The organism is Salinimicrobium tongyeongense (assembly GCF_026109735.1).
GTDB lineage: Bacteria > Bacteroidota > Bacteroidia > Flavobacteriales > Flavobacteriaceae > Salinimicrobium > Salinimicrobium tongyeongense.
Map to the genome: position 1 here is coordinate 1,322,026 of NZ_CP069620.1, position 25,349 is coordinate 1,347,374.

Consider the following 25,349-nt stretch of genomic DNA (forward strand, 5'->3'; position numbering starts at 1 on the left):
TATAATTTTAAAAGACGCTGCCAATTAGTTAAATTCGTTATCCAAACAATTAACAAACATACTCAAAGTTTAGCCTTATGCGCAACATTCTTATCATTGGTGCGGGAAAATCCACCTCTGTGCTCATCGAATATTTACTGAAAAAAGCCGATTCTGAAGATCTTGAGATCACTATTGGAGACCTGGCAGTAGAAAATGCACGAAAACTGGCGGGTAACCACCCCCGGGCAAAAGCCATTACACTTGATATTTTTAAAAAAGAAGAAAGGGAGAAGGCTGTTCAAAATGCCGATATTGTGATCTCCATGCTTCCGGCACGTTTTCACATAGAAGTGGCTAAAGACTGCCTTAACTATGGGAAAAATATGGTCACTGCGTCTTACATTAGCGAAGAAATGCAGCAGCTGGATGATGCCGTTAAGGAGAAGGGCCTGGTTTTTATGAATGAAATTGGGGTAGACCCCGGGATTGACCATATGAGTGCCATGCAGGTGATAGACCGCATTCGCGAAGAAGGAGGAAAAATGCTCCTTTTTGAATCTTTTACCGGCGGACTCGTAGCTCCCGAAAGCGACACCAACCTGTGGAACTACAAGTTTACCTGGAACCCGCGCAACGTTGTTGTCGCAGGCCAGGGCGGCGTGGCAAAATTTATACAGGAAGGAAAATTCAAATACATTCCTTACAACCGACTTTTTAGGAGAACTGAGTTTCTTGAGGTGAAAGATTATGGGAAATTTGAAGTCTACGCCAATCGCAACTCCCTAAAATACAAGAGCATTTACGGCCTCGACAACATCCTCACCCTCTATCGGGGCACCATTCGCCGAGTTGGCTTTAGCCGCGCCTGGAATATGTTTGTACAGCTGGGAATGACAGATGACAGCTACACTATGGAAAATTCTGAAGACATGAGCTACCGGGATTTTGTGAATTCTTTTCTCCCCTACTCCCCTACAGATTCTGTGGAATTAAAATTCAGGCACAACCTGAAGATAGATCAGGACGATATTATGTGGGACAAGCTGCTTGAACTCGACCTCTTTAACCCCGACAAAAAAGTGGGGCTCAAAAATGCCACTCCGGCCGAGATCCTTCAGAAGATATTGACCGATAAATGGTCGCTTTCCCCCGAAGATAAAGATATGATCGTTATGTACCACAAGTTTGGATACGAACTCAATGGCGAAAAGAAACAAATAGATGCCACGATGGTGAATATCGGTCAGGATCAAACGCGAACCGCCATGGCACGCACTGTAGGTTTGCCTGTGGCCATTGCCGCTCTAAAGATATTAAACGGCACCATTAGCACTCCAGGTGTGCAACTTCCCATTACAAAAGAGGTGTATGATCCTATTTTAAAAGAGCTGGCCGAGAACGGCATAATATTTAAAGAAGAACAAATAGAATACCTTGGATACAACCCTTTTGGTGAGGTGGGAAATTGAGGCTTAAAGATCTATAATTGATCTTTATCAGGTTTTTGGAGTTTTATTAAGGTTTATTTGGATCAATTCTGAATAAGACATACATTTGCTTCCGAATGAACCTGCTGTATAAATCATATTACTTTGCCTCTTACCAGTGCGATCGCAGTCGTTGCTTCTATATTGACTTCGGCCATAAGCAGGTAAAATTCAGTTTTTGCCAGCTTTTGGCGATGAGACAGAAAATACAGCGCATCGATATCTCTTCTCACTTCGATAAAGACCTTAACTACAGCGGCATTGAAATTATCAGCCTTTGTAACCGGGAACATTTATTCGTTTTTGACACCCTACAGGTCATTGACTTAAAAGAGCTTTTAAGGTCAACGTTTGGCGTCCTGGAGTTGAACTCTCTGGTAAGCTACTAAGCCATCTTTGAATTTAGATCAAGTATAAATTCGGCTTCTCTCTTAAAAAGCTCATTTCTTTTCGTATTTTTAGAAAAAAGAATACATATGAAAGATATAGTAAGGCAAAAAATAGGAATTAATGTAGATGTGATGGACCTGCTTAATGAGCAGATCTCGAAAGAAGCGCATTCCGCAGCAGTTTATCTTGCCATGGCTTCCTGGTGTGACCACAACGGACTAACGAATAGTGCCGAATTCTTCTATAAACAATCAGCCGAAGAAAGGGAGCACATGCTCAAAATCTTCAACTTCATCAATGATAACGGTGGCACCGCTTATTCTCCCGAAGTCAATAACATCAACCACGAGTACAATTCACTTCAGGAAATATTTGAGACCGCATTAGACCAGGAGATCCAGATCACGAAATCTATAAATAATATAGTGACCCGTTGCCGCAAAGTGCAGGATTACGGATCAGAAAACTTCCTGCAATGGTTCGTACAGGAACAAATGGAGGAAGAAAACCAGTTCCGCAGAATCCTCGAAATGTTCGACCTTATGGGCACAGACGGAATTGCGCTTAAGTTCATTGATGAGCGAATTAAGCACGACTAAACTGTAGTTCTTTACCGGTTAAAAAAAAGAGGCTGTCTTTTTGGACAGCCTCTTTTTTTTAATATCGTGTTCTTATCTATTCCCTACCTAAATAAATACTCAGGAAGTAAAGCAGGGTAGCGAGAGAGCCAATGGCAGCTACCACATAGGTACGGGCGGCCCATTTCAGGGAGTCTTCAGCAGCTTTGTGCTCCTGTGAATTCAGCATGTTTGCTGTCTCCAACCAAACTAAAGCTCTTTTACTCGCGTCATATTCTACAGGCAGCGTGATAAAGCTAAACAGCGTTCCCATTGCGTAGAGAATAATACCGCCCAACAGTACTGTTTGCCCAATTCCCACCGAAACCATGGTCATCAAGATCAACCCACCAAAGATAGCCCACTGCGAAAACTGGGAAGCTACCTGTACAACAGGTACTAGTTTACTTCTCATTTGCAACCAGCTATAAGCCTTTGCATGTTGTATGGCATGGCCGCACTCGTGAGCGGCAACTGCTGCCGCGGCGGCATTGCGTTGTGTATAAACTGCCTCACTAAGGTTCACTGTCTTTTTTGACGGATTGTAATGATCTGTCAATTGTCCCGGTGTTGAAATTACTCTTACATCGGTAATCCCATTATCTCGAAGCATTTGTTCGGCGATCTCACGGCCACTCATGCCGTTTTGAAGATGCACCTTAGAGTAATGCCTGAATTTACTTTTTAATTTATTACTCACATAAAGACTCACTACAAAGATGAGCCCGGCGATAATATAATATCCTATCATAGTTTTAAAGGTTATTTTGTTGAAACGTTATAACAAAAAGTCGGCCAATTTATTTTCGGGAACAAAATGTGAACTTTTGTCGCATTCCGCTGCTGCTGCGACTTAAACCGGAATTTACCCTACTATATTCACAATTTTTCCCGGCACTACAATTACCTTTTTTGGCAGCCTGCCATCCAGCTGTTGCTGTGTCTTTTCGTGTGCCATTACCGTTTTTTCAATTTCATCTTTACTCATATCGAGGGGCAGTTCAAGGGTAAAACGCATCTTTCCGTTAAAAGAAATAGGGTATTCCTTAGTACTTTCCACTAAATATTTTTCCTCGTAAACCGGGTATGCTGCCGTAGTGACCGACGTGTCATGCCCCAGCTTTCGCCAAAGTTCTTCGGAAATATGCGGCGCATAAGGTGCAATGAGAATGGCAAGCGGTTCCAACACCTCTCTAAAATGGCATTTTTGAGAGGTAAGTTCGTTAACGCATATCATAAATGTACTAACGGAAGTATTAAAGCTGAAGTTTTCAATATCCTCTGTCACCTTTTTAATGGTCTTGTGCAGGGTCTTAAAGGAATCGGCCGAAGCTTTCCCGTCACTCACGGCAAAATTGTTCTCCTGGTCGTGGTACAGGTTCCAAAGCTTCTTCAGGAAGTTATGCACTCCGGTAATCCCGGCGGTATTCCAGGGTTTTGCCTGTTCCAGCGGCCCTAAAAACATCTCGTACATCCTCAAAGTATCGGCGCCGTAGTCTTCACAAATATCATCGGGGTTGACCACATTGTACTTGGATTTTGACATTTTCTCCACCTCACGGCCTACAATATATTTCCCGTCTTCGGTGATGAATTCGGCATCGGCGAACTCGGGTCTCCATTTTTTGAAAGCTTCAATATCCAGTTCATCCGAAGCATTGACCAAAGAAACATCGGCATGAATTGGCTGCACATTATGTGCTTCAGCTAATTTCCTGGAGACAAATTTATTTTCTCCCTCCAACCTGTAAACAAAAGCACTGGTTCCAAGGATCATCCCCTGGTTGATCAGTTTTTTAAAAGGTTCTTCAACAGACAAAAAGCCTCTGTCTTTCAAAAATTTTGTCCAGAACCGGGAGTATAACAGGTGCCCTGTGGCGTGTTCGCTTCCTCCAATATACAGGTCTACATTTTTCCAGTATTGCAGAGCTTCTTCGGAAGCAAAGCATTCTTCATTTTGAGGGTCCATATACCTGAAGAGGTACCATGAACTACCTGCCCAGCCGGGCATGGTGTTCAGTTCAAGAGGAAAAACAGTTTTGTGGTCGATCTGCGAATTCTCTACAACTTCATTCTTCTCTGTATCCCAGGCCCAGGTAGTGGCATTTCCTAATGGCGGCTCCCCGGTCTCTGTTGGCAAATATTTTTCTACTTCCGGAAGACGCAGCGGCAAATGCTCTTTTTCGATCATCTGCGGAAGCCCATTCACATAATAAACCGGAAATGGCTCACCCCAATATCTTTGTCGGCTAAACACCGCATCTCTAAGCCTGTAATTAGTTTTTCCTTTCCCCTGCCCAATTTTTTCGAGCTCTAAAATGGCTTTTTGAAGGGCGGCTTTGTATTCGAGTCCGTCAAGGAAATCTGAATTTGCGATCACAGTGCCTTCCTTGCCCGAAAAAGCTTCTTCAGAAATATCTACATTCTCAAAAATATTCCTGATGGGCAGGTCAAAATGCTTGGCAAACTCGTAATCCCTTTGGTCGCCACATGGCACTGCCATAACGGCCCCTGTTCCATATCCGGCCAAAACGTAATCTCCAATCCAGATTGGCACCGGCTCTTTAGTAAAAGGGTGCTCGGCATAAGCGCCGGTGAAAACCCCGCTAATGGTTTTAACATCGGCCATTCTCTCACGCTCACTACGTTTTGCTGTAGCTTCGATATATGCCTCTACCTGTTCTTTATGTTCAGGAGTAGTGATCTTCTCCACCAGCTCGTGTTCTGGTGCCAGGGTCATGAAGGTCACCCCATAGATCGTGTCGGGTCTTGTAGTGAAAACTGGAACCTTGAACTTTGAACCTTGAACCTTGAACTCGACCAGCGCTCCCACCGATTTCCCAATCCAGTTCCGCTGACTCTCCTTTAAACTTTCGGTCCAGTCAAGTTCATTCAGCCCCTGCAGCAACCTTTCAGCATAAGCTGAGATACGCATGCTCCACTGGGTCATTTTTTTCCTGATCACCGGATAACCTCCCCTTTCGGAAACCCCGTTCACTATCTCGTCATTGGCCAGTACAGTTCCTAATTGCGGGCACCAGTTTACTTCGGTTTCAGCAAGATAGGTTAGCCTGTACTTCAGCAATTGCTTTTGTTTTTCTTCCGAAGAGAAATTATTCCATTGTGTTTGCGTAAACTCCTCCACATCGTCATCACAGGCAGCATTTACACCACTATTCCCTTCCGCAGCAAAAATCTGTTCCAGTTCGGCAATAGGCCGTGCCTTTTCAGCATCATGGTCATACCACGAGTCAAAGAGCTGAATAAAGATCCACTGTGTCCATTTATAATAATCTGGCTCGCTGGTGCGCACTTCCCGGCTCCAGTCAAAGGAGAAACCTATCTGGTCGAGCTGCTCCCTGTAGCGGTTGATGTTTGCCTCTGTGGTAAGCGCAGGATGCTGCCCGGTCTGGATCGCATACTGCTCTGCAGGAAGTCCAAAACTATCGTATCCCTGTGGGTGCAGCACATTAAAGCCTTTATGCCGCTTAAAACGCGCATAGATATCACTGGCAATATACCCAAGCGGATGGCCCACGTGCAGCCCTGCCCCGAAGGATAAGGAAACATATCGAGTACATAATATTTGGGTTTATCAGAATTATTCTCAGCTTTGAAAGTCTGGTGCTTTGCCCAGTACTCCTGCCATTTTTTTTCAATTTGGTTGAAGTTGTACCTCATTTTACAGATTCAGCGTCACGTTATTACATTGCCCCGAAACCTTCAGGGAAGGGCAAAAATACGGTTAATGTACGAAAGTGAAAAGTTTGGGCGTTTTAAAGAAAGGGATTGATTTACTTTCTTATTTTTACACAAATTTACGCAGCCGCCCTATGAGTTCATCTTTTGAAAAATATCAAAAAAGACGTCTTATTTCCTCTTATTTTTCAGTCGTGATCAGTATCGCCCTGGTCCTTTTTTTACTCGGCTTATTGGGGCTTTTAGTGCTCAACACCAAAAAAATAGCCGATCATTTCAAGGAGCAGATCGCCCTTACCATTTACCTGAAAGATACTGCAAAAGAAGTAGAGATCACCCAGCTCAACAAGACCCTGGCCCTGGCCGAGTATACCAAATCTACCACTTATGTGACCAAAGAAGAAGCAGCCGAGGCCCACAGCAAGGAAATTGGCGAAGATTTCATGGAGTTTCTGGGTTACAATCCGCTGCAAAATTCTATTGATGTTTATTTTAAGGCAGATTATATTACCTCTGGCGAAATAGACCAGATTGCCGAAGAATTAACTGCAAAGAACTTTGTAGATGAAGTGGTTTATGACAAGCCTTTAATTTCCCTTTTGAATGAGAATGTCACCAAGATCAGTTTTTGGGTACTGGCCATAAGTGCCATTTTCACTTTTATCGCCGTGTTGTTGATCAACAGTTCCATAAGGCTTTCGGTATATTCAAAAAGGTTTATTATCAAGACCATGCAAATGGTTGGCGCTACAAAAAGGTTTATTAGAAGGCCATTTATTCTGAAGAGCGTCAAACTGGGCATGATAGGAGCGTTTATTGCACTAATAGGAATGGCCATTGTACTGTATTATATGGACAAAAGCTTCCCTGAACTTGAACTCCTAAGCGATATGAGCATTTTGGCCGCCCTGTTCTTCGGAATATTCCTCATGGGCGCGATAATCACCTGGCTAAGTACCTTTTTTGCCACCCAGCGCTTCCTGAATTTAAAGACCGATGAGTTGTATTATTAAATCTTAGGCCACAGATACACAGATAAAAATGGGGGATTTCCTTTATAAAGATCTAACATATCAAATAATTGGAGTCCTGTTCGATGTGCACAATGAATTAGGTGGTGGCTTCCTTGAAGTAGTTTATTCAGATGCAGTAGAATACGAATTGAAGATGCGGAATATTCCTTATGAAAGGGAGAAGAAATATCAGGTTCATTATAAAGACACAATTCTACCTCATCATTTCTACGCCGATTTTGTAGTCTTCGGAAAGATAATTCTGGAGTTAAAATCTGCTACCCATTTGCACGAATCCCATATGGCTCAATGCCTGAACTATTTAAAAATTTCTAAACTTAAGTTAGCAATTTTAGCCAATTTTGAAGGCGACAAATTAATACATCATAGAATTATCCTCTGAGAAAAAAGAAAAGGAGGTAAGGCAGAAGAGATTTTTTCTCCCATTTTAAGAGGAACACTAAAAAGATATCCGTGTATCTGTGGCAAACTTTTTAAAAGGAAAAGTTGTATTATTAAAACAGATCTAAAAATGCTATTTTTGACACCTTAATTATTTTCTGCGATTGTGGCCAAAAACAAAGAACAAATGAACAAGAACAAAAAACCTTTACACAGGCAGGATCTTAATTTCGTCTTCGAAAAGAAGAACTACGTTGTAATGGGAATAGGCCTGGCAGTTATAGCCCTCGGATTTATTCTTATGGCCGGTGGCGGCAGTGACGATCCCAACGTATTTAATCCTGAAATATATAGCTTTAGAAGAATAAGGCTCGCGCCGGCCCTGGTGCTGCTGGGATTTGCTATTGAAGTCTACGCAATTCTTCTCAACCCCCGAAAATAAGAATGGAAATTATTGATGCTGTATTCCTTGGAATCATCCAGGGACTAACCGAATTTTTGCCTGTTTCATCTAGCGGACACCTCGAAATTGGAAAAGCACTGCTGGGGAGCCAGAGTATCCCCGAAGAATCTCTAATGATCACCGTGGTTCTTCACTTTGCAACCGCTTTGAGTACCATTGTAGTCTTCAGGAAAGACGTGGCTGAGATCTTCCGCGGCCTGTTTTCCTTCCGCTGGAACGACGAAACAAAGTTTTCTCTCAAAATCATCATATCCATGATCCCCGCAGTAATTGTGGGCCTGGCATTTGAAGAAGAACTGGAGTCCCTCTTTGGTGGAAACCTCACCTTTGTGGGCTTCATGCTTATCATTACTTCCCTGCTGTTATGGCTGGCCGATCGTGCAAAAAACACCGGAAAGATCGTAAGCTACAAAGACAGTTTAATCATAGGACTGGCACAGGCCATTGCCATTTTACCGGGTATTTCAAGAAGTGGGGCCACCATATCTACTTCAGTGTTACTTGGCAACGACAAATCTAAAGCTGCGCGCTTCTCATTTTTAATGGTAGTGCCCCTCATTTTGGGAAAGATTGCCAAAGACCTTCTAAGCGGAGACCTCACCAACACCACTATTGAACCCATTCCGCTACTGGCAGGTTTCATTGCTGCCTTTGTTGCCGGTTTTGCCGCCTGTACCTGGATGATCGCGCTGGTGCGTAAAAGCAAACTTACCTACTTTGCCATCTACTGCTTCATCGTTGGCGCAATAGCCATTATCTACCAATATTTCTATGCCCGATAAATAATGACTGAAGAAGAATTCAAAGCCGGACAAATCCTCCTATTCGACAAACCCCTGGAATGGACTTCCTTCCAGCTGGTAAACAAGGTGAGATGGCTTATACGGAAGAACTTCAGGATCAAAAAAATCAAGGTAGGCCACGCAGGTACTTTAGATCCTCTAGCTACGGGTTTGCTCATCCTGTGTACCGGAAAATCCACCAAACTTATTGAAAGCCTTCAGGGGCAGGAAAAAGAATACACCGGCAGCTTTACTTTAGGGGCAACCACGCCTTCTTATGATATGGAGACTGAAGTTGATGAAACTTTTCCCATAGACCACCTCACTACGGAAAGAATCCATGAAGCAACAAAAGCATTTTTGGGAGATATTCAGCAAAGGCCACCGGTATTTTCAGCATTAAAAAAAGACGGAAAAAGGCTTTACGAATATGCCCGAAGCGGGGAGGAAGTTGAGATCCCAACCCGCAGCGTTAACATTTCTGAATTTGAGATCACCAAAATCGATCGTCAAAAAGTGCATTTTAGGGTGGTGTGCAGCAAAGGCACCTACATTAGAAGCCTAGCTCACGATTTTGGCCGCGAACTCAACAGTGGCGCTTACCTCTCGTCCCTGCGCCGCACCCGTATTGGCGACTATAGCCTTGCAAATGCCTTAACAGTAGATTCGTTTGTAAATGAGTATCTTTCGGGGAAGGAAGGAACTTAAAAATGGATTTTTTCGATCGACATAAGGCATTGATCATTACGGTACTTATCTTTTCGATATTAATGCTCCTTATGTATAATATCAGGATCTCGAACGAATCTAAAAAGATCCGGGAGACACTCATTGAGCTCAACAACCTGGCCACCACGCCAGCCCCCGAAGAGCAGCAACCCCTCAACAAGAAGAGGTGCCAGAACCTGAACCCCCTCGCCCCCCAAGGCCTAGCGTGCAAACCCACCAGGCATTCAACCAGAACCAGGAAGAAAGCGAAAGTAACCTGGAGTCGAGGTTAGAGGAGATATTTCAGAAGAATGCCGCACAACAGGAAGCTTCCGAAGCAGAAGCTGCCGAATCTTCCCAGGGGGAATTTGCGCTGAACAACAGCAGGAAAGAGGAGAAAAAAGAGGCGTCAGAAGGAAATAACACCAGTACAGAAACAGCGGTAAAAAAAGGCAGCATAAGAAATAGTTCTATTTCGTTCTCACTCGTAGGCCGCAGGGCGATAAATATCCCAAACCCCATTTACACCTGTGATACTTCGGGCAGGATTGTGGTGAACATCACCGTGAACGCCACGGGAGACGTGGTGAAAACCTCTATTAACAAAAATGCTTCGGGCAGCACCAACGAATGCCTCACCAACATGGCGATGAGGTATGCGGCAGATGCCAAATTCAGTCAACAGGCCGGGAGAAATGCGCAGCCCGGTACCATAACCTATAATTTTCAGAATTAATATGGAAGAAAAAACACGTTGCAGCTGGTGTGTAGGCGATTCGCTTTACGAAGAATATCACGACCGGGAATGGGGCGTTCCTTTAAAAGACGATGCCAAAATTTTCGAGTTCTTGATGCTGGAAACCTTTCAGGCGGGTTTAAGCTGGATCACTATTCTTCGGAAAAGGGAAAATTTCAGAAAGGCTTTTGACAATTTCGACTATGAGAAAATAGCCACTTATTCTGAAGCTAAACAAGCCGAACTGCTGGAGAACAGTGGGATAATTCGGCATGGTGCAAAAATTCGTGCCGCAATTACCAACGCGCAGGCTTTTATGAGGGTTCAGGAAGAATTTGGAAGTTTTTCCAGGTACATCTGGAGCTTTGTAGACGGCAGCCCCATTCAAAATGACCGGCAAAACTTAGCTGAAGTGCCGCCAACCACCGCGATAAGCGAAAAACTGAGTAAAGACCTTAAGAAGCGGGGCTTTAAATTTGTTGGCCCCACCGTGGTCTATGCCCACATGCAGGCCACGGGCATGGTAAATGACCATGTTGCGGAATGCTTCAGGCATCAGGAAGTTAAAAACCTCTCTTAAGGCACGACGGAATGAGCTGCCAAAAATGGCATTTTTGGAAGCTATTTCTGAACTTTAATTATCACGGAAATTCTTCGGCTTTACCTCAGGTATTCCAGGAAAAGGCTCCTGGGGATTTCGGCGGCGCCCAGGCTGGCGAGATGAGAGGTATAGATCTGGCAATCAATTAAACGCACGCCCTCCTGCCGAAGTTTCTGAACCAGCTTGATAAATCCGTATTTTGAGGCGTTACTGACTTTTGAAAACATGCTTTCCCCGCAAAAGATTTTCTTTTCCCTCAGGTAAACCCCGTAAAGCCCGCCCACGAGTTCGTTCTCTTTCCAGACTTCTACAGAAACCGCCACCCCTTTTTGGTGAAGGGCCAGGTAGGCCTGCTGCATTTCGGGGGTGATCCAGGTGCCGGGCTGTCCCGGCCGGTAGATCTTTGCACACTGCTCAATGACTTCTGAAAAAGCCGAATTAAAACTCACTTCAAAAGCATTCTTTTTCAGCAGCTGCTTCATGCTTTTGGAGACCTTCAGGTTTTCGGGAAACAATACCATCCGGGGATCGGGGCTCCACCACAAAACAGGCTGATCTTCATCAAACCAGGGAAAAATTCCGCGGGAATAGGCATCCAGCAGCCTTTGTGGTGATAAGTCACCGCCATAAGCCAGCAGGCCTTCTGCCGTAGCCTTCTCTACTGAAGGAAAATCGTCCTGGGGTCTCAAAAATATCAAAAACGCTAATCTTTTTTCGAGAGTAAAAATAAAACAAATTGATAACTCTGATTTTTCCCATCGCTTCAGAAAAGAAAAAACCCCAATTCTTCAGAAAAGGGGTTTTCACTATCTATTTTATAATTCAATTAAAAAGGCAGATCGTCGTAATCTTCGTCGTTTAAATTACTGGCCGGTTCAAATTGATCTGCCGGTGGTACAGGAGCTCCTCCCCCCTGATTTTGAGCTGCAAGATTTTCTATTCTCCACCCCTGTATTGAGTTGAAATATTTGGTTTCTCCCTGTGGGTTCACCCATTCGCGGCCGCGCAGGTTCACCCCTATCTTTACAGGCTGCCCCACCGCATAGTTGTTCAAAAGTTCACATTTATCCTGCACAAATTCTACAAGTATATGCTGTGGGTACTGCTCCTCTGTTGTCACTACCACTTCTCTCTTTCTAAACCCGTTGTTCCCAAAGGTTTGGGTTTGTCCAATCATCTTAATTTTTCCTTGTACTTCCATATCAAACGTATTTTGCTAATAATATTTTCCAGGCTGTTGCCGGGTCGTCTTTTTCTAAATATTCTTTTGCAGTTAAATGCAGCTTTTCTTCACCGGCTTCTTTCACCAGTGCTGAAAGCCGGGAATCACTGTCGAGTAATTCTTGAACTTCGCCGGCGGTGGGAAGGCGTTCCACATTTCCCAGTTTCCCAAGATCGTTGCCCGATAAATACTTGCTGTTGCGCACCTCTTTGGCTATGGCATCAACTCCTATTCCCAAAGTCTGCAAAGGCTTTGGCACCTCGAACATTCCAGGCGTGGCGCGGGTGTACCAGTTGCCTCCCATGCGTGCTACCAGGTCAATTTTGTGCTGGTCAATATAGCCTTTTTCATCTAAAATATCTTCGCGAATATGCATTTTTAGCACCTCACAAATCACCAGATTCCCGGCACCGCCTTCACTTCCGGTTTCTACGATCTCATTAATCCTGCACTCGAACTGCACCGGCGATTCCTTCACCCTGAAGGGCTTTACTATATCCGACTTTAGCATAGTAAGCCCTACTTTCACAAATTCATTCACCCCTTCGGCATATTCGGTACTCGAGAGTGAAACCTGCTGCACCAGATCATAATTCACCACGTTGATCACCACTTCTCCCGTGGCTTTTGAATTGTTATAGGTGTGCTTCACGGTATTGTCCCTTCCGCGGCGGGCGGGAGAAAATATGAGAATTGGAGGGTTTGACCCAAACACATTGAAGAAACTGAAGGGTGACAAGTTTGGCCTTCCCTCTTTATCGAGGGTGCTGGCAAAAGCTATGGGCCTTGGCCCTACTGCTCCCAGCAGGTACTGGTGCAATTGTGCTACGGGAACTTTTTTAGGATCTATGCTAAGCATGCTCGAGATTTTGGCAAAGGTAACGAAACCCGGAAGAGATGAAAAATTGGCCACACAATAATAAGTTGCTTAAAACGATTATCTTTAAACGCAATTTAAGCCCTGCCTTCATGAGGTTTTCAGACAAACGAAACTTTCGCCGCTGGTTCATCATCGTTACTTCGCTCGTCATTGTAAGCCTTATTGTGTGGAATGCGGTAGCTTTCTTTCAGCGTATCAAGGAAGAAGAACGGGTAAAAATGAACATCTGGGCTTCGGCGCAGGTATATCTTGACCAGGTAGATACAGATACCGGCCTTGATCTTTACCTGGAGATCATCAACAGCAACTCGAGCATTCCCACCATCCTGGTAGACGACAACGGGAAGATTGTAGATGCCATGAACATACCTGCCGAGATCATGGCCAGCGAAGAAGAGCTTCAGCAATACCTGCTTTCCCTTAAAAGTACCAATGAACCTATAGAAATGGACCTTGGTGAGGGAAGGGTCAACAGGGTTTACTACGGAAATTCCCCTATGCTCAACAAGCTGAAGTATTATCCGCTGGCCCTCATCGTTATCATTATCCTCTTCATTGCCGTTATCTATTTTTTCTACAGGACCACAAAAAGCAGCGAACAAAACAAGTTATGGGCCGGTATGGCCAAAGAGACGGCGCACCAGATTGGCACCCCGCTCTCTTCACTCATAGGCTGGACAGAAATTTTAAAAGAAGAAAATGTGAACAGGTATTACATCACTGAAATTGAAAAAGATGTAGACCGACTAAAAACCATCACCGAACGTTTCTCTAAAATAGGATCGGCGCCAACCCTGGAACCCGAAGACATTGTAGAAAAGACAAGGGACTCTTTTGAATACCTGAAAGCGCGGAGTTCAAAGCTCATCAAATTTAAACTCGATCTTCCTGCGGAAAAGATCCCGGTAAACCTCAACGCCCAGCTCTACAGCTGGACCATAGAGAACCTGGTGAGAAACGCCATAGATGCCATGAAGGGGAAAGGAGAGCTGGAAATCAAACTGAAGCAGGATTCAAAAAAGGTGCAAGTAAGGGTCAGCGACACCGGAAAAGGAATTCCAAAAAGCAAGTTCAAACGCATTTTTGAACCCGGCTTTACCACGAAAAAAAGAGGCTGGGGCCTTGGCTTGTCCCTCTCCAAAAGGATCATAGAGAAATACCACGGCGGAAGGATAAAAGTATTGCGAAGCGAGATCAACAAAGGCACTACCATTGAGATCCAGCTTCACAAAATCAAAACTGCTGCATCACCATCCTGAGTTCAGGCGGAATGGGCAGGGCCTTATCTTCATCAAAGTCGAAGAAAACGGCAATGTCCCTGCCTTCGGCACAAACTTCGCCTTTTTCATTCAGGATCAATTGATCGAGGGCAAAGCTGCTGTTCCTGATGTAGGCCAGTTTTGTCTTAACCGTGGCCGTACCAGGGTAGAACAGCGATTTCTTGAAATCGCAGTGCGTGGAAACCAGGATAGCGCCTTTGTTAGATTCTGAAAGGAGATTGGTAAGCCCGGTAGCCTCCCAGAAATTCACCCTGCCAGATTGTAAGAACCTTATAAAGGTGAGGTTATTAACGTGCCGGTACATATCGAGATCGCTGAAATCGATCCGAAGGTCCAGCGACAGTTTATAATCTGCATGTTCCACTAAATACTGGCTTTAATATCGTTGGCGATTTGCTGAAACTCCGCTTCACTAAGTTCAACACTCTGGGCAAAGTTCATATCGCCCATGCTGTTTAGAGGAATGAGGTGCACATGCACATGCGGCACTTCAAGGCCAACCACGGCCACCCCTACTCTCTTACAGGGCACGGCTTTTTCAATCCCCTTTGCAACTTTTCTAGAAAAGGCCATAAGTTGCATATAAGTTTCTTCATCGAGGTCAAAGAGCTTGTTCACCTCTTCTTTCGGGATGCACAGGGTGTGTCCCTTTGCATTTGGGCGTACATCGAGAAAAGCCAGGAATTTATCGGTTTCTGCAACTTTGTAAGCGGGAATTTCTCCATTGACGATCTTTGTAAAAATGCTGGGCATAATATTAAATTTTAGAGGTAACAAGTTAAGATTTTCAGCAGAAAACGGCATAAAAAAATCCTTTCCGAAGAAAGGACTTTAAAAATGACATTTTTGACACCTTTTACTCACGGGTGATCTCAAGGATTTCAAATTTCATGGTTCCCGACGGCACCTGCACTTCGGCAATCTCACCTACTTTCTTTCCAAGCAATCCTTTTCCAATGGGACTGTCTACAGAGATCTTTCCTGCCTTAAGGTCGGCTTCACTTTGGGCAACCAGTTTGTATTTCACTTCGGCCCCGTTGGTCACATTTTTAATTTTCACTGTAGAATGCACCAGGGCCTTTGAAGTGTCAAGCTGCGACTCATCAATCAACCTTGCATTGGCATATATTTCTTCCAGTTTTGCAATTTTCATTTCAAGCAAACCCTGGGCTTCCTTTGCGGCATCATACTCGGCATTTTCACTAAGATCACCTTTATCACGAGCTTCAGCAATAGCCTGCGAAGCTTTTGGCCGCTCAACATCCTTTAATTGATTGAGCTCATCTCTAAGTTTTTTAAGGCCATCTGCAGTATAATATGATACTTTACTCATAACTTCGTCGTTTATATAAATAGAAAAAATCCCATTCGCCGACGGGATTTTACACAAATATACTAAATTAAAATATCCAGTACAATTATAATCCGGCAGCTTTAAAAAAACAAAAATGAAGCGAATTTTCCTGCTTTTAGCCCTCTTTATTATCATTTTAGGATGTTCTTCTGACGATGAGATACGCCGAAATCCTTACCTGCCAAAAATGAGTTTTTCGGTGCAGTTTGACCTCAACCTCCCTGAATACAATCAGCTTAATTTCGCCGGAAATAAATTCATCACCCGAAACTACGGCATTAACGGGATTGTGATCTACAACCTCAACAACGACCAGTACCTGGCTTATGAACTTACCGATCCCAACCATGTGCCGCAGGCCTGTTCGGCCCTTACAGTAAACGGAATTTCTGCTTCCTGTGGTTGTGATGACGGAAATGTCTACAGCATTATTACAGGCGAACAAACCGAAGGCACAGGAGAATATGCGCTGCAGGTTTACCGCATTGAAAGAAGGGGAAGCACGCTACAAATCTCTAATTAAAAGGCATAAAAAAAGGCATTTTTGAGAGGTCTCAAAAATGCCTTTTTTGGAAGGGCACCTTCTTAGAATCTAAGAGTAAGCCCTGCCAGGAAGTTCCTGGTGGCCTGGGGGTAATAACCGGCGCCATCGTAGGTGACCCCATCCCAGTCGTAAGTATAGTAGTAACCGTTTGATACGTACTCTTCGCTAAAAATGTTATTGATCAAACCCGTGAACACCACCTCTTCAAAAAGCGGCGCATTTTTCCAGGTGTACTGCAGGTTGAGATCATTCACAAAGTAACTTTCAAGCAAAGAAGCCTCATTTTCAAGGTTGCTCATATACTGCTCTCCCACAAATTTTGAGAGGAATTTGATCTCCAAACCTTCAACGGGGCGGTATTCAAGGATATTCCCGGCAATGATCTCGGGAGAGAAGGAAATATCGGTTTTTCCGAAGCTGCGCAGCTCGCCATCCCAGGGGGCGAACCACTCGTCGTTTTTATTCCGGCTAATGGCCACATTTGGGCGCCAGCTAAATTTTGAATGCAACCTTACCACGGCATCCAGTTCAAGGCCCAGCCTGTAACTGTTCCCGCTGTTCCTCCTAATGGGTGCCCCAACATCGTTGAGTTCTCCAGTTAGCACAAGCTGGTTGCGGTAATCCATGTAATAAAGATTGGAGTTAAGCTGAAAATTACCTGTAGCAAACCTCCAACCCAGCTCGTAATCATTTAACTCCTCGGGTTCGGGGTTACCCGCTTCATAATCGGACCGGTTAGGCTCGCGATGTGCACGTGCAAAGGAGAAATAGAGCCGGCTGGCTTCCGAAAATTCATAGGTCAATCCGGCTTTTGGATTAAAAAAAGTGTGACTGTCGTCAACTATAAAAGGCGTGTTTTCCTCTTCAAAACCATTGACTTCATAATTGATCTTTCTTAGCTGCAGGTCGCCATAAAAAGCAAGATTATCACTAATGGCATAAGTGGCCTTTCCGAAGATATTAAAATCACTTTTTTCAGCATCATTCTCATAGTACCTGTGTAAAGGCAGGCTGGGTGCAAAGCGGGTGAAGACCACCTCTCCAAAATGCTCTCCTTCATAGTTGTTCCAGGCGCCACCGGCAATCACTTCCAGGTTCTCATTCTCGTACTGCAGGTTAAAAGTTGTGCCGTAAAAATCATTGACCAGCCATTTTTTGGTAACCAGGTCACTTTGGGTAATCTCTTCCCCATTTGCGGTGAATGGCTCCAGATTATAGGCCTCCAGGTCTTCTTCTGCGCGATAAGATTCGTAGAAGCCTCTCCCGTAGGTGTAGTGGAGCGCAATGTTTGAAGACCAGCCATTGCCATAGCGCTCATTCCAGAGCAGCTGGAAGTGATCCTGCTTATAATCATCGATGTGATTGTCGTAAAAACGAAGATTTCCCTGATCATCCTCATAGGCCCCAGCGGGGTTAAAGCGCCTGTCTTCTTTTAATTGGTCGCGGTCAATCCCATCCCAGGCCTGGTAAGTAACTTCACTGCCCCCAAAGCTAAGGGCCTTGACCAGGGTGGTTTCGCCAATATAAGAGCCCTGGAAAAAGTAGGATTTAAGATCGGTTGAAGCCCGGTCTATATAGCCGTCGCTTTTTATTACTGAAGCCCTTCCGTTGAATTCCCAGTGATCGTTGAAGATCCCTGTACTGAATTTCACGGTGTGCTTTTGGGTGTTGTAAGAACCAAAGCTGTTGGCGATCTCGGCCGAAGGTTCATAGTTATACCTGTCGGTAAGTATGTTCAAACTCGCACCAAAGGCACCGGCCCCGTTGGTAGAGGTTCCCACGCCTCGTTGCAGCTGCAGGTCTTCTACAGAGGAGGCAAAATCGCCCAGGTTCACCCAAAAAGTGCCCTGGCTTTCGGCATCGTTATAAGGAATCCCATTGATGGTAACATTGATTCCGCGGGCCTCGGTTCCCCTCACGCGAATGCTGCTGTAGCCAATTCCGGCACCGGCATCACTGGTGGTGACCACTCCCGGCATATACTGCATAAGGCTGGGAATATCCTGGCCCAGGTTGCGATCGGCTATTTCCTCGTTAGAAAGGTTACTGTAAGTAATAGGTGACGCGGCACTCACCCGCACCGCCGATAAAAACACCTCATCGAGGAGCTCTTCGGCGTCACTCATATCAACATTCAGCACCATATCTTCGGAAAGATCTATGCGCACCCGTTTTTTATTTCCGAAGGAAAAAATGAGATGGTGCACCCCTTCTTGAAGGCTTAGGGAATACTTCCCCCTGCTGAAGTCTGGGTGAATTGTGAAGAGCCTTCTACTCTAACAATGACACCTTCAAGGGGTTTATCACCACTTGTCACTATGCCCGACACCTGAAATTCTTGTGAAAAACCGCTTACTGCGGCAAGAAAAAAACTGAAGATTAAGAAAACATGTTTCATTCGTAAAAAATTGGTTACGAATAAAAGGGGCTGTTATTCTTGTTGTTATAAAATAAAAAATCCTGAAAACCACCATGGGTCAACAGGAGTATGATACTTGCACGGCGAACTCTTCGCCTGTCCCTTGGCAGCATTACCTGCCCAGGTTCCTTGGGTATGATCTCAGCTTCCTCCTGCTTTCACAGGACTTAGCACCCCTTTGAGATGCGGCAAAGGTAAATGCTTTTTTTCGATTTAACCTAATTTTTGAAGGTTTAGCTCAGAAAGCTTTTAATTTTACACTTTCAAAGAAATCATGGCAAAAAAGAAGGCATCCATAACTTTCACCGTCTTTGCAGGTTATATCATCCTGGCCTCTCTCATGGGACTGGCGGTGTGGTTTATCTACAACCAGGTCACCGGTTACACCAGTTTGACCGAACGCAGTAATGCCGGAAACCAGAAATTACTACTCGTAGGGGAAGCCGCCACCAAGCTGTATGAAGCTGAAAGTTTAAGCCGGCAACTTATTCAAAGCGGCAACATTGAAGGCCTGGATACCTACGATGCCAAAATTGATTCCATAAAATTCACCCTTGCCTCGCTGCAAAACTTCAGGACTGACAGTTCTCTGGACAGGGAAATTGACAGCATAAATACTTTGCTGAGCCAAAAGGCCGAAAACCTTGAAGAACTATTAGAGCTTAGGGCCCGTGGAGAAACCGACAGTTATTACGCGCGGGTACTTTCAGAATTGCAGCGGGTAGATGAAAACTTTGAAAGCCGAAATTACGACCAGCGTTTTAAAGACCTGCAGCCGCACCAGCGGCAACTGCTTATAAAACTGCTGCAGTACTCAAACGAACAAAACCCAAAACCGCCGGGAATAACCATTGATTCGCTGGTTAATTCGGTAAAGAGCGTGCTGGGCCAGCTGGAAACGCAAGAGCGGCTTTACCGGCAGGAACTTGAAAGCAAAGAAGACCAGTTACTGGCCAATGAAATACAGCTCAACAACAGGTTACGCACCTTATTGAGTACTCTGGAAGCCGAAGAACGCATGGCGTCTATGGACCAGGTGGAGGCCTGGCAAGATACGGTGGAAGATACTTCCAGGATCATTCTCTTCCTGGCAATTGCAAGCTTACTGGTGATCCTCACCTTTGTGTTTTTGGTGGTAAAAGACGTTTCCAAGAGTCAGCAGTACAGGCAGGAACTGGAAGCTGCAAAGGTTTATGCCGAATCACTGCTCACCAGCCGTGAACAGTTTATGAACACGGTTACTCACGATTTAAGATCGCCGCTCAATACCATTATTGGCTATACAGGTTTACTGGAAAAAAGTGAGCTCAACAAATCCCAGAACCGGTATTTGCGACAGCTGAAGCGATCTTCAGATTACCTGTTGCGCCTGGTAAACGACCTGCTGGACCTCTCACGGCTCGAAGCTGGAAAAATGTCTATTGACACTCTGGCTTTTAATCCGAAGAACCTGATTGAAGAAACTGTTGAAAACGCTGTTCCACCTGAAAAGCCAAGGGATGTGGAGGTTCTGGTTGAGGTAGCCCCCGAACTGGACAGGCCTGTGATCACAGACCCCTTCAGAATAAAACAGATACTTACCAATCTGGTGAACAACGCCTGCAAATTTACACCTCAGGGCAGCGTGCAGGTAAAAGCCTGGCTGCAACAGGAAAAAAACAAACCTTTCCTGTTTATTGAAGTGAAAGACACCGGAATTGGCATCTCAAAAGAACAAAAAGAAAAGGTTTTTGAAGAATTCTCGCAGGAAGACAGCAGCATAGAAAAACGCTATGGCGGCACGGGGCTGGGATTATCTATAAGCAAGAAGCTCACCGATCTTTTAGGCGGAAAGATAAGCCTGGAAAGCGAGCCGGGAAAGGGCAGTACTTTTTTGATCAATATCCCCGTGGAATATGCCGCTGTAAGCGAACAACCCACGGCTCCCAGGAGCCAGCCCGTGGTTGACCCCGAAAAAATCTCTGTGCTCATTGTTGATGATGAACCCGCGCAACTGGGATTGTTAAAAGAATTGATCCGGAATGCCGGCATGTCTTATCGCACTGCCCATAACGGAAAGGAAGCTTTAAAAGAAGTACGGGCTTCTGCGCCTAACCTGGTGCTTACCGACATACAGATGCCAAAAATGGACGGTTTTGAACTGCTCCGAAAAATCAGGAAAGAACCTGAATTGCAGGACCTTCCGGTGATTGCCCTCTCGGGCAGGCCAGACGTTAGTGCAGCAGACTATCTGAAAAAGGGGTTTAGCGGCAGCCTTTTAAAACCTTACTCTTCGGGGAATTGCTGCAGCTTATCAGCGATCTTCTCGACCTGCAGTTGAAAAGTCCGTCCCCCACAGCTACTTCCTCTTCACAGGCAGAAAAAAATTATACTTTAACCGAGATCAGGAATTTTGCGGGAGAAGACCCGGAGGCTATGGATGCCATTTTAACCGCATTTATTGAAAGTACCCGCTCAAACCTGCTCCTGCTGCAAACAGCTTTTCAAAAAGGGCAAAATAAGAAGGTCTCTGCCGTAGCGCATAAGATGTTGCCTATGTTCAGGCAGCTGCAGGTACCTCATTTGGTGCAAAAGCTAGCCATACTGGAAAATGCCGGTGGCACAGAAACCGAAAGTGTAGATGTGCCTTCTCTTGCCAAAGAGGTGAACGAACTCCTGGCAAACCTTCAGGAAGAGATTACAGGTTAATGCCGTACTGCTTTAGTTTGTTGTAGAGCGTTTTCCTGTCAATAGAAAGCAGTTTTGCAGCCTTACTTTTGTTACCACGGGTCTTTTCAAGCGCATCGAGGATCATTTCCTGTTCATTTTTGTTCTTGAAAAGGCTAAAATCCTGTTCTTCATGTTCCTCTTTGGCCGCGAGCACTTCCGAAGGTAAACAACTGGAAGAAATATATTCCCCGCCCGAAAGTAAGACAGCGCGTTTCACCACATTTTTGAGTTCCCTGAGGTTGCCGGGCCAGTTGTACTTTTTAAAGGCCGCAATGGTCTTTTCAGAAAAACCGGAAATGTCTTTTTCCAGTTCTTTGTTGGCACTGTCAAGAAAATAATTGGCAAACACCATAAGGTCTTCTTTCCGGTCTTTTAAAGAAGGAACTTTGATTGAAAATTCATTGAGGCGGTGGTAAAGATCTTCTCTAAAATCGCCTTTTTTGACAGCTTCTGAAAGATCTTCATTGGTCGCCGCTATCACCCTGATGTTCACATGGATCTCTTCATTGCTGCCCACGGGTTTAACCTTGCGCTCCTGTAGTGCTCGTAACAGCTGCACCTGCAATTCGTAACTGAGGTTTCCAATTTCATCGAGAAACAGCGTGCCGCCGTTGGCTGCTTCAAAATGGCCGGTCTTGTTGTTAACCGCCCCCGTAAAAGAGCCTTTTACATGCCCGAAAAACTCACTGGAAGCCAGTTCCCGCGGAATGGCACCGCAATCTACCGCCACAAAGGGGGCTGAATTTCTCTTGCTTTTTTGATGAATACTTTTTGCAATCTGCTCTTTTCCCGTTCCGCTTTCGCCCATAATGAGCACAGACATATTGGTGGGGGCAACAAGATCTATGTAGTTGTTGAGTTTGGCGGAAGCCTCGCTTCCCCCCTTGATGTAGGTATCCTGTGAGGGAGCAGGTTCAGGTTTTTTGGCTGCCGGTGCTTTTTTGGTGCTCCCGGGATTGTTTATCGCTTCTTCTATCGCGTTCATGATCACCTCCGGGTGAAAAGGTTTGGCGATGTAATCTAGGGCCCCTTCCTTAATGGCATTTACGGCCATGCTTATCTCGGCATAGCTCGTCATCATGATAACCCCGGTTTTCTCCCCTTTTTGATTTACGGCCTGTAAGATCTCGAGCCCTTCCTTATCGGGTAAACGCACGTCAGAAATTACCAGGTCATATTTGTTTTTGGCAACCAAATTAAGAGCTTCAGTTGCAGTGTACACGGCATCAACTTCACATTCCTTCTTTACCAGGAAAGTTTTGAGCATCGTGCAAAATGCTACATCATCTTCAACTAAGAGAATTTTGGCCATTGGTGATTTTAAATAGAAACAAAATTACAGTTTTCCAACCCCTCAAGACCAAAAATAAACATAAAAAAGAGAGCTACAATCATAGCTCCCTTTTTTGAACATTCTCCATTTTTCAGATCTCCTCTGTTGGCTTGATACCACACCGGGAGGTTGGCGGTCCCGGGGTAGTAATTACTCATGTAATACATCTTCCGCGGGAGATCTGCCACCAGGAGTCGGTTTCTCCTTTAGTTAGTGGTAGCGATCAGATCACTTGCCTTGACCCGTCTTTACTTTTTGTCCTTATCGATCCAGTTACCTTCGGCATCGGCATAAAGCTCTTTCTCCTCACCATCGGCAGTGGTCAACTTCAGCTTAAATTTTTGTGCGCCTTCGTGCTCTTTCACATAAGCTTCAGCAATTGTAGCTTCAGCATAATCACGCGCTACTGCCTCCTGCACAGCGGCGGGCAATTCCTGAACTTCAATTTGCGTAAAATCGTCCTGGGCCCTTTGAACCACTGTTTCCTCTACTTCAACCTGCGCCTGGGCTACTTCCTGAGCTGAAAGATTTTGAGCTGAGAATAACATTGCAGATGCGGCGAATACTGTAAGACATACCTTTTTCATAGCTTTAAGTTTTTTGGGTTTAGTGTTTTAGTTTTGTTTGGTAAATAAAGAGGGAAAATCGCGCCATTCTGAGACATGAAACACAAAACCCCTGTGAAACAGGGGCTTTAGCTTAAATTTAAGAAGGTTTTGAGTTGAGGTAATTTAGATTTTTCCCCAACCTGTTGTAGAAATATTCCTCAGTTTAATCTTTTAAAGGGTCTTTTCGGGTGGCTTTTTTTTCTGAAATTTTCTTCTTCTCCCTTAGCCGCTTCAGTTTTGCGGCCCTGGGGGTTTTAGTTTTCTTGCGAACCTTTGGTTTTACAATCGCCTGTTCAAGAAGGTCGAGAAACCTCCGGGTTACGATTTCTTTATTTTTGTGCTGGCTCCTCGACTCATCGCACTGCAGGATCAATTCCCCCGAATTTGTGAGCCGCGAAGATAGCTTCTGCAATACCCGCTGCTTTTCTTCTTCAGAAAGTGCTGCGGTCTCCTCCAGCTTAAAATGCAGTTCAACTTTAGAAGAGACCTTGTTCACATTCTGGCCTCCCGCACCCGAACTTCTTACGGCCTTGTATTCTGCTTCCTGTATGAGCTGTTGTTGATCCAACTTACTGTACCTGATGTGAAGACTTGAGAAGATCGGCCACGGTTTTCACCGGATTAAAAGTCTCTACCGGCACCTCAACAAAAATGGTGTTCCAGCGCGCCATTCCGCCGTTCCATAAGCCGGGCAGCTCCAGAGCCTTGAGTTCTTTCCCGTCTTTGGTCTTATTTGCAATAAAACTCGTATCCTCGTCTACATAGGTATCGAGATAAAATATGCCCCCATGGTAATCTTTTGTAGAACAAACGATATCTACAGGATTAAAGTGGGTTGCTTCGTTGGCAATTTTACTCTGCTGATAATTTTCGTGGTCTATTTGCGCACTTTCCACGATTTGCAAAGAGATCTCACCATTCTTGTGCGTCACCCAAAACGGGCCTCCGCCGGGTTCGCCTTCATTCTTCACCATCCCGCAAACCCTAAGCGGCCTGTTTAAAAGTTTTTTTATTACTGAAGGCTTCTCCTTTTCATTGAGATCCTCAAAATTTACACTAAGGCCGGCGTTCAATTCCTTCTGAAGAAATGCTGCCATCTCCTGAAGCTTATCTTCTGAGGCTCCACGCTCCAGCTGCTCCAGGTATCTAAAAACCTTCTCCTGGAGCTGCAGCAGCTTTCCTCCCAGCATCTTTTTATAGGAAGCCATAAGCTCCCGGTTTTTCGGGATCACCACATTGTCAATGTTCTTTATGAAAATAAGGTCGGCATCCTGCTCATTCAGGTTCTGGATGAGCGCACCGTGGCCTCCCGGCCTAAAGAAGATCTGCCCGTTTTCATCCCTAAAGGCTTCGTTTTCTCTGGTAACCGCAACGGTATCGGTTTTTGGATCCTGGTAAGAGTAACTGATCTCGAATTTGTAGCCTGTTTCCTGTTCCAGGCGCGGCACTACCTGGCGGGCTTCGTCTTCAAATTTCTCCCTGTGCTCTTTGGCAACCGTAAAATGAATGCGGACCTTCTTTCCCGAAGCCGCATAATCTATAGCTTCAACCAGATGTTCCTCGAATGCGGAGGCAAGATGATCTTCATATTTATGGAAAGGCACAAGACCTTTTGGCTGATCGCCCAGGTTCAGGCCATCTTCCTCAAGCATATATTTTACAAACAGGTACTGCTGCCGGTCCTGGGGCATATCTTCATATCCAGGATTAGCTTTTGCAGCCCTTTCCTTTACCTCCCCGTAAAATGGCAAATCTTTTATACGGTTAAAAAAAACCTCCAGGCTCTGCTCGTTTTTTTGATCTATGTATTCATCTAAGTCGTCATTTTCGGGATCAAATTCCTTTAGCAGATTGTAAAAAGCTTTAAACATGCGGGTGGCTGCGCCCGATGCCGGCACGAATTTAAGGAGATTGAGGTCATCCTTTCGAGACTCGTAAAGCTCTGTAAGCTGTTTCTTCTGTTCTTCGGAAAATGCGAGGATTCCGTTTTTTACTGTAGCTGCCTCCCTGATGTTAACAACGATATTTCCTCTTTTAAAGATCTCAATTTGTTGTTCTACTTTTTCGGGAGAGATTCCTTTCTCCCTAAAGTGGGAGATGTCATGTTCGCTAAAGTCCAA

At 44.9% G+C, this 25,349-nt stretch carries 27 protein-coding genes and 1 pseudogene; 13 read left to right on the top strand and 15 right to left on the bottom strand.

Features of this window, described 5'->3' with window-relative positions; all coding sequences use genetic code 11:
* The first annotated feature begins 77 nt into the window (after nucleotides 1-77).
* Nucleotides 78-1,451, top strand: a complete 1,374-nt coding sequence (locus JRG66_RS05805; RefSeq protein WP_265164874.1) for a saccharopine dehydrogenase family protein — start codon at nucleotides 78-80, stop codon at nucleotides 1,449-1,451.
* A 113-nt stretch (nucleotides 1,452-1,564) separates the two neighbouring features.
* Here the strand turns inward: JRG66_RS05805 and JRG66_RS05810 are convergent, their stop codons facing one another.
* The gene (locus JRG66_RS05810; RefSeq protein WP_265164875.1) at nucleotides 1,565-1,762 is read right to left on the bottom strand and encodes a hypothetical protein; all 198 of its coding nucleotides are present in this window, start codon (nucleotides 1,760-1,762) and stop codon (nucleotides 1,565-1,567) included.
* Nucleotides 1,763-1,945: 183 nt separating this feature from the next.
* Here JRG66_RS05810 and JRG66_RS05815 point away from each other — a divergent pair, with 183 nt between their 5' ends.
* A complete protein-coding gene (locus tag JRG66_RS05815; protein ID WP_265164876.1) occupies nucleotides 1,946-2,458 on the top strand; it encodes a ferritin in 513 nt (170 codons plus the stop codon).
* A gap of 76 nt (nucleotides 2,459-2,534) precedes the next feature.
* Here the strand turns inward: JRG66_RS05815 and JRG66_RS05820 are convergent, their stop codons facing one another.
* Both JRG66_RS05820 and leuS read right to left on the bottom strand, forming a co-directional pair.
* Nucleotides 2,535-3,227, bottom strand: coding sequence for a zinc metallopeptidase (locus JRG66_RS05820; RefSeq protein WP_265164878.1), 693 nt, complete (start codon nucleotides 3,225-3,227; stop codon nucleotides 2,535-2,537).
* Nucleotides 3,228-3,341: 114 nt separating this feature from the next.
* Nucleotides 3,342-6,157: pseudogene (gene leuS, locus JRG66_RS05825) on the bottom strand (leucine--tRNA ligase).
* A 152-nt stretch (nucleotides 6,158-6,309) separates the two neighbouring features.
* Between leuS and JRG66_RS05830 the strand changes: the two are divergent.
* From JRG66_RS05830 to JRG66_RS05860, 7 genes are all read left to right on the top strand, one after another.
* On the top strand, nucleotides 6,310-7,188 hold the full coding sequence (locus JRG66_RS05830) for a cell division protein FtsX (RefSeq protein WP_265164879.1): 879 nt from the start codon (nucleotides 6,310-6,312) through the stop codon (nucleotides 7,186-7,188).
* A gap of 28 nt (nucleotides 7,189-7,216) precedes the next feature.
* A complete protein-coding gene (locus JRG66_RS05835) occupies nucleotides 7,217-7,591 on the top strand; it encodes a GxxExxY protein (RefSeq protein ID WP_265164881.1) in 375 nt (124 codons plus the stop codon).
* Between the two features lie 186 nt (nucleotides 7,592-7,777).
* On the top strand, nucleotides 7,778-8,032 hold the full coding sequence (locus JRG66_RS05840; protein WP_265164883.1) for a DUF3098 domain-containing protein: 255 nt from the start codon (nucleotides 7,778-7,780) through the stop codon (nucleotides 8,030-8,032).
* A gap of 2 nt (nucleotides 8,033-8,034) precedes the next feature.
* Nucleotides 8,035-8,835: an undecaprenyl-diphosphate phosphatase gene (locus JRG66_RS05845; protein ID WP_265164885.1), complete on the top strand. Its 801-nt coding sequence runs from the start codon at nucleotides 8,035-8,037 to the stop codon at nucleotides 8,833-8,835.
* Nucleotides 8,836-8,838: 3 nt separating this feature from the next.
* Nucleotides 8,839-9,543, top strand: a complete 705-nt coding sequence (truB, locus tag JRG66_RS05850) for a tRNA pseudouridine(55) synthase TruB (protein ID WP_265164886.1) — start codon at nucleotides 8,839-8,841, stop codon at nucleotides 9,541-9,543.
* A 187-nt stretch (nucleotides 9,544-9,730) separates the two neighbouring features.
* The gene (locus JRG66_RS05855) at nucleotides 9,731-10,279 is read left to right on the top strand and encodes an energy transducer TonB (RefSeq protein ID WP_265164887.1); all 549 of its coding nucleotides are present in this window, start codon (nucleotides 9,731-9,733) and stop codon (nucleotides 10,277-10,279) included.
* Between the two features lies 1 nt (nucleotide 10,280).
* Nucleotides 10,281-10,859 carry a DNA-3-methyladenine glycosylase I gene (locus tag JRG66_RS05860; RefSeq protein WP_265164888.1) on the top strand — a complete coding sequence of 193 codons (579 nt, stop codon included), beginning with the start codon at nucleotides 10,281-10,283 and terminating at the stop codon, nucleotides 10,857-10,859.
* 80 nt (nucleotides 10,860-10,939) lie between these two features.
* On the opposite strand, the gene aat is transcribed toward JRG66_RS05860, so the two are convergent.
* The 3 genes from aat to JRG66_RS05875 all read right to left on the bottom strand — a co-directional run bounded on the left by aat (nucleotide 10,940) and on the right by JRG66_RS05875 (nucleotide 12,961).
* On the bottom strand, nucleotides 10,940-11,578 hold the full coding sequence (gene aat, locus JRG66_RS05865) for a leucyl/phenylalanyl-tRNA--protein transferase (RefSeq protein ID WP_265164889.1): 639 nt from the start codon (nucleotides 11,576-11,578) through the stop codon (nucleotides 10,940-10,942).
* 128 nt (nucleotides 11,579-11,706) lie between these two features.
* Entirely contained in the window at nucleotides 11,707-12,081 is a 375-nt protein-coding gene (locus JRG66_RS05870; protein ID WP_265164890.1) for a DUF3127 domain-containing protein, read from the bottom strand.
* A gap of 1 nt (nucleotide 12,082) precedes the next feature.
* Complete coding sequence (locus tag JRG66_RS05875; RefSeq protein WP_265164891.1) at nucleotides 12,083-12,961, bottom strand: flavin reductase family protein; 879 nt, start codon at nucleotides 12,959-12,961, stop codon at nucleotides 12,083-12,085.
* A 110-nt stretch (nucleotides 12,962-13,071) separates the two neighbouring features.
* On the opposite strand from JRG66_RS05875, the gene JRG66_RS05880 reads away from it, so the two are divergent.
* Nucleotides 13,072-14,241 (top strand): sensor histidine kinase, encoded by a 1,170-nt coding sequence (locus JRG66_RS05880; protein ID WP_265164893.1) that lies wholly within the window; start codon nucleotides 13,072-13,074, stop codon nucleotides 14,239-14,241.
* Here the strand turns inward: JRG66_RS05880 and JRG66_RS05885 are convergent.
* From JRG66_RS05885 to greA, 3 genes are all read right to left on the bottom strand, one after another.
* Nucleotides 14,216-14,626 (bottom strand): acyl-CoA thioesterase, encoded by a 411-nt coding sequence (locus JRG66_RS05885; protein WP_265164895.1) that lies wholly within the window; start codon nucleotides 14,624-14,626, stop codon nucleotides 14,216-14,218. The genes JRG66_RS05880 and JRG66_RS05885 overlap by 26 nt on opposite strands.
* On the bottom strand, nucleotides 14,626-15,015 hold the full coding sequence (locus JRG66_RS05890) for an HIT family protein (RefSeq protein WP_265164897.1): 390 nt from the start codon (nucleotides 15,013-15,015) through the stop codon (nucleotides 14,626-14,628). Before JRG66_RS05890 ends, JRG66_RS05885 begins: the two co-directional genes overlap by 1 nt.
* A 103-nt stretch (nucleotides 15,016-15,118) precedes the next feature.
* On the bottom strand, nucleotides 15,119-15,595 hold the full coding sequence (greA, locus tag JRG66_RS05895; RefSeq protein ID WP_265164898.1) for a transcription elongation factor GreA: 477 nt from the start codon (nucleotides 15,593-15,595) through the stop codon (nucleotides 15,119-15,121).
* Nucleotides 15,596-15,710: 115 nt separating this feature from the next.
* Between greA and JRG66_RS05900 the strand changes: the two genes are divergently transcribed.
* Entirely contained in the window at nucleotides 15,711-16,139 is a 429-nt protein-coding gene (locus JRG66_RS05900) for a hypothetical protein (RefSeq protein ID WP_265164899.1), read from the top strand.
* A 62-nt stretch (nucleotides 16,140-16,201) separates the two neighbouring features.
* Here the strand turns inward: JRG66_RS05900 and JRG66_RS05905 are convergent, their stop codons facing one another.
* Nucleotides 16,202-18,367: a TonB-dependent receptor gene (locus tag JRG66_RS05905; protein ID WP_265164900.1), complete on the bottom strand. Its 2,166-nt coding sequence runs from the start codon at nucleotides 18,365-18,367 to the stop codon at nucleotides 16,202-16,204.
* 14 nt (nucleotides 18,368-18,381) lie between these two features.
* Nucleotides 18,382-18,558: a hypothetical protein gene (locus JRG66_RS05910; protein ID WP_265164901.1), complete on the bottom strand. Its 177-nt coding sequence runs from the start codon at nucleotides 18,556-18,558 to the stop codon at nucleotides 18,382-18,384.
* Between the two features lie 295 nt (nucleotides 18,559-18,853).
* On the opposite strand from JRG66_RS05910, the gene JRG66_RS05915 reads away from it, so the two are divergent.
* Complete coding sequence (locus JRG66_RS05915) at nucleotides 18,854-20,899, top strand: ATP-binding protein (RefSeq protein ID WP_265164902.1); 2,046 nt, start codon at nucleotides 18,854-18,856, stop codon at nucleotides 20,897-20,899.
* Nucleotides 20,860-21,267: a hypothetical protein gene (locus JRG66_RS05920; protein WP_265164904.1), complete on the top strand. Its 408-nt coding sequence runs from the start codon at nucleotides 20,860-20,862 to the stop codon at nucleotides 21,265-21,267. Before JRG66_RS05915 ends, JRG66_RS05920 begins: the two co-directional genes overlap by 40 nt.
* Here the strand turns inward: JRG66_RS05920 and JRG66_RS05925 are convergent.
* From JRG66_RS05925 to JRG66_RS05940, 4 genes are all read right to left on the bottom strand, one after another.
* Complete coding sequence (locus tag JRG66_RS05925) at nucleotides 21,257-22,600, bottom strand: sigma-54-dependent transcriptional regulator (RefSeq protein ID WP_265164905.1); 1,344 nt, start codon at nucleotides 22,598-22,600, stop codon at nucleotides 21,257-21,259. The genes JRG66_RS05920 and JRG66_RS05925 overlap by 11 nt on opposite strands.
* A gap of 269 nt (nucleotides 22,601-22,869) precedes the next feature.
* A complete protein-coding gene (locus tag JRG66_RS05930) occupies nucleotides 22,870-23,208 on the bottom strand; it encodes a hypothetical protein (protein ID WP_265164906.1) in 339 nt (112 codons plus the stop codon).
* A gap of 184 nt (nucleotides 23,209-23,392) precedes the next feature.
* Nucleotides 23,393-23,797, bottom strand: a complete 405-nt coding sequence (gene arfB / locus JRG66_RS05935; RefSeq protein WP_265164907.1) for an alternative ribosome rescue aminoacyl-tRNA hydrolase ArfB — start codon at nucleotides 23,795-23,797, stop codon at nucleotides 23,393-23,395.
* Between the two features lies 1 nt (nucleotide 23,798).
* Nucleotides 23,799-25,349: a DUF4301 family protein gene (locus JRG66_RS05940; RefSeq protein ID WP_265164908.1), complete on the bottom strand. Its 1,551-nt coding sequence runs from the start codon at nucleotides 25,347-25,349 to the stop codon at nucleotides 23,799-23,801.

What these genes read in the sequence shown, in the direction of transcription:
- JRG66_RS05805 (WP_265164874.1), top strand. Translation starts at nt 78, where the DNA reads ATGCGCAACATTCTTATCATTGGTGCGGGAAAATCCACCTCTGTGCTC.
- JRG66_RS05810 (WP_265164875.1), bottom strand. Translation starts at nt 1,762, where the DNA reads ATGTTCCCGGTTACAAAGGCTGATAATTTCAATGCCGCTGTAGTTAAG.
- JRG66_RS05815 (WP_265164876.1), top strand. Translation starts at nt 1,946, where the DNA reads ATGAAAGATATAGTAAGGCAAAAAATAGGAATTAATGTAGATGTGATG.
- JRG66_RS05820 (WP_265164878.1), bottom strand. Translation starts at nt 3,227, where the DNA reads ATGATAGGATATTATATTATCGCCGGGCTCATCTTTGTAGTGAGTCTT.
- JRG66_RS05830 (WP_265164879.1), top strand. Translation starts at nt 6,310, where the DNA reads ATGAGTTCATCTTTTGAAAAATATCAAAAAAGACGTCTTATTTCCTCT.
- JRG66_RS05835 (WP_265164881.1), top strand. Translation starts at nt 7,217, where the DNA reads ATGGGGGATTTCCTTTATAAAGATCTAACATATCAAATAATTGGAGTC.
- JRG66_RS05840 (WP_265164883.1), top strand. Translation starts at nt 7,778, where the DNA reads ATGAACAAGAACAAAAAACCTTTACACAGGCAGGATCTTAATTTCGTC.
- JRG66_RS05845 (WP_265164885.1), top strand. Translation starts at nt 8,035, where the DNA reads ATGGAAATTATTGATGCTGTATTCCTTGGAATCATCCAGGGACTAACC.
- truB (WP_265164886.1), top strand. Translation starts at nt 8,839, where the DNA reads ATGACTGAAGAAGAATTCAAAGCCGGACAAATCCTCCTATTCGACAAA.
- JRG66_RS05860 (WP_265164888.1), top strand. Translation starts at nt 10,281, where the DNA reads ATGGAAGAAAAAACACGTTGCAGCTGGTGTGTAGGCGATTCGCTTTAC.
- JRG66_RS05870 (WP_265164890.1), bottom strand. Translation starts at nt 12,081, where the DNA reads ATGGAAGTACAAGGAAAAATTAAGATGATTGGACAAACCCAAACCTTT.
- JRG66_RS05875 (WP_265164891.1), bottom strand. Translation starts at nt 12,961, where the DNA reads ATGCTTAGCATAGATCCTAAAAAAGTTCCCGTAGCACAATTGCACCAG.
- JRG66_RS05880 (WP_265164893.1), top strand. Translation starts at nt 13,072, where the DNA reads ATGAGGTTTTCAGACAAACGAAACTTTCGCCGCTGGTTCATCATCGTT.
- JRG66_RS05890 (WP_265164897.1), bottom strand. Translation starts at nt 15,015, where the DNA reads ATGCCCAGCATTTTTACAAAGATCGTCAATGGAGAAATTCCCGCTTAC.
- greA (WP_265164898.1), bottom strand. Translation starts at nt 15,595, where the DNA reads ATGAGTAAAGTATCATATTATACTGCAGATGGCCTTAAAAAACTTAGA.
- JRG66_RS05900 (WP_265164899.1), top strand. Translation starts at nt 15,711, where the DNA reads ATGAAGCGAATTTTCCTGCTTTTAGCCCTCTTTATTATCATTTTAGGA.
- JRG66_RS05910 (WP_265164901.1), bottom strand. Translation starts at nt 18,558, where the DNA reads ATGAAACATGTTTTCTTAATCTTCAGTTTTTTTCTTGCCGCAGTAAGC.
- JRG66_RS05915 (WP_265164902.1), top strand. Translation starts at nt 18,854, where the DNA reads ATGGCAAAAAAGAAGGCATCCATAACTTTCACCGTCTTTGCAGGTTAT.
- JRG66_RS05925 (WP_265164905.1), bottom strand. Translation starts at nt 22,600, where the DNA reads ATGGCCAAAATTCTCTTAGTTGAAGATGATGTAGCATTTTGCACGATG.
- JRG66_RS05930 (WP_265164906.1), bottom strand. Translation starts at nt 23,208, where the DNA reads ATGAAAAAGGTATGTCTTACAGTATTCGCCGCATCTGCAATGTTATTC.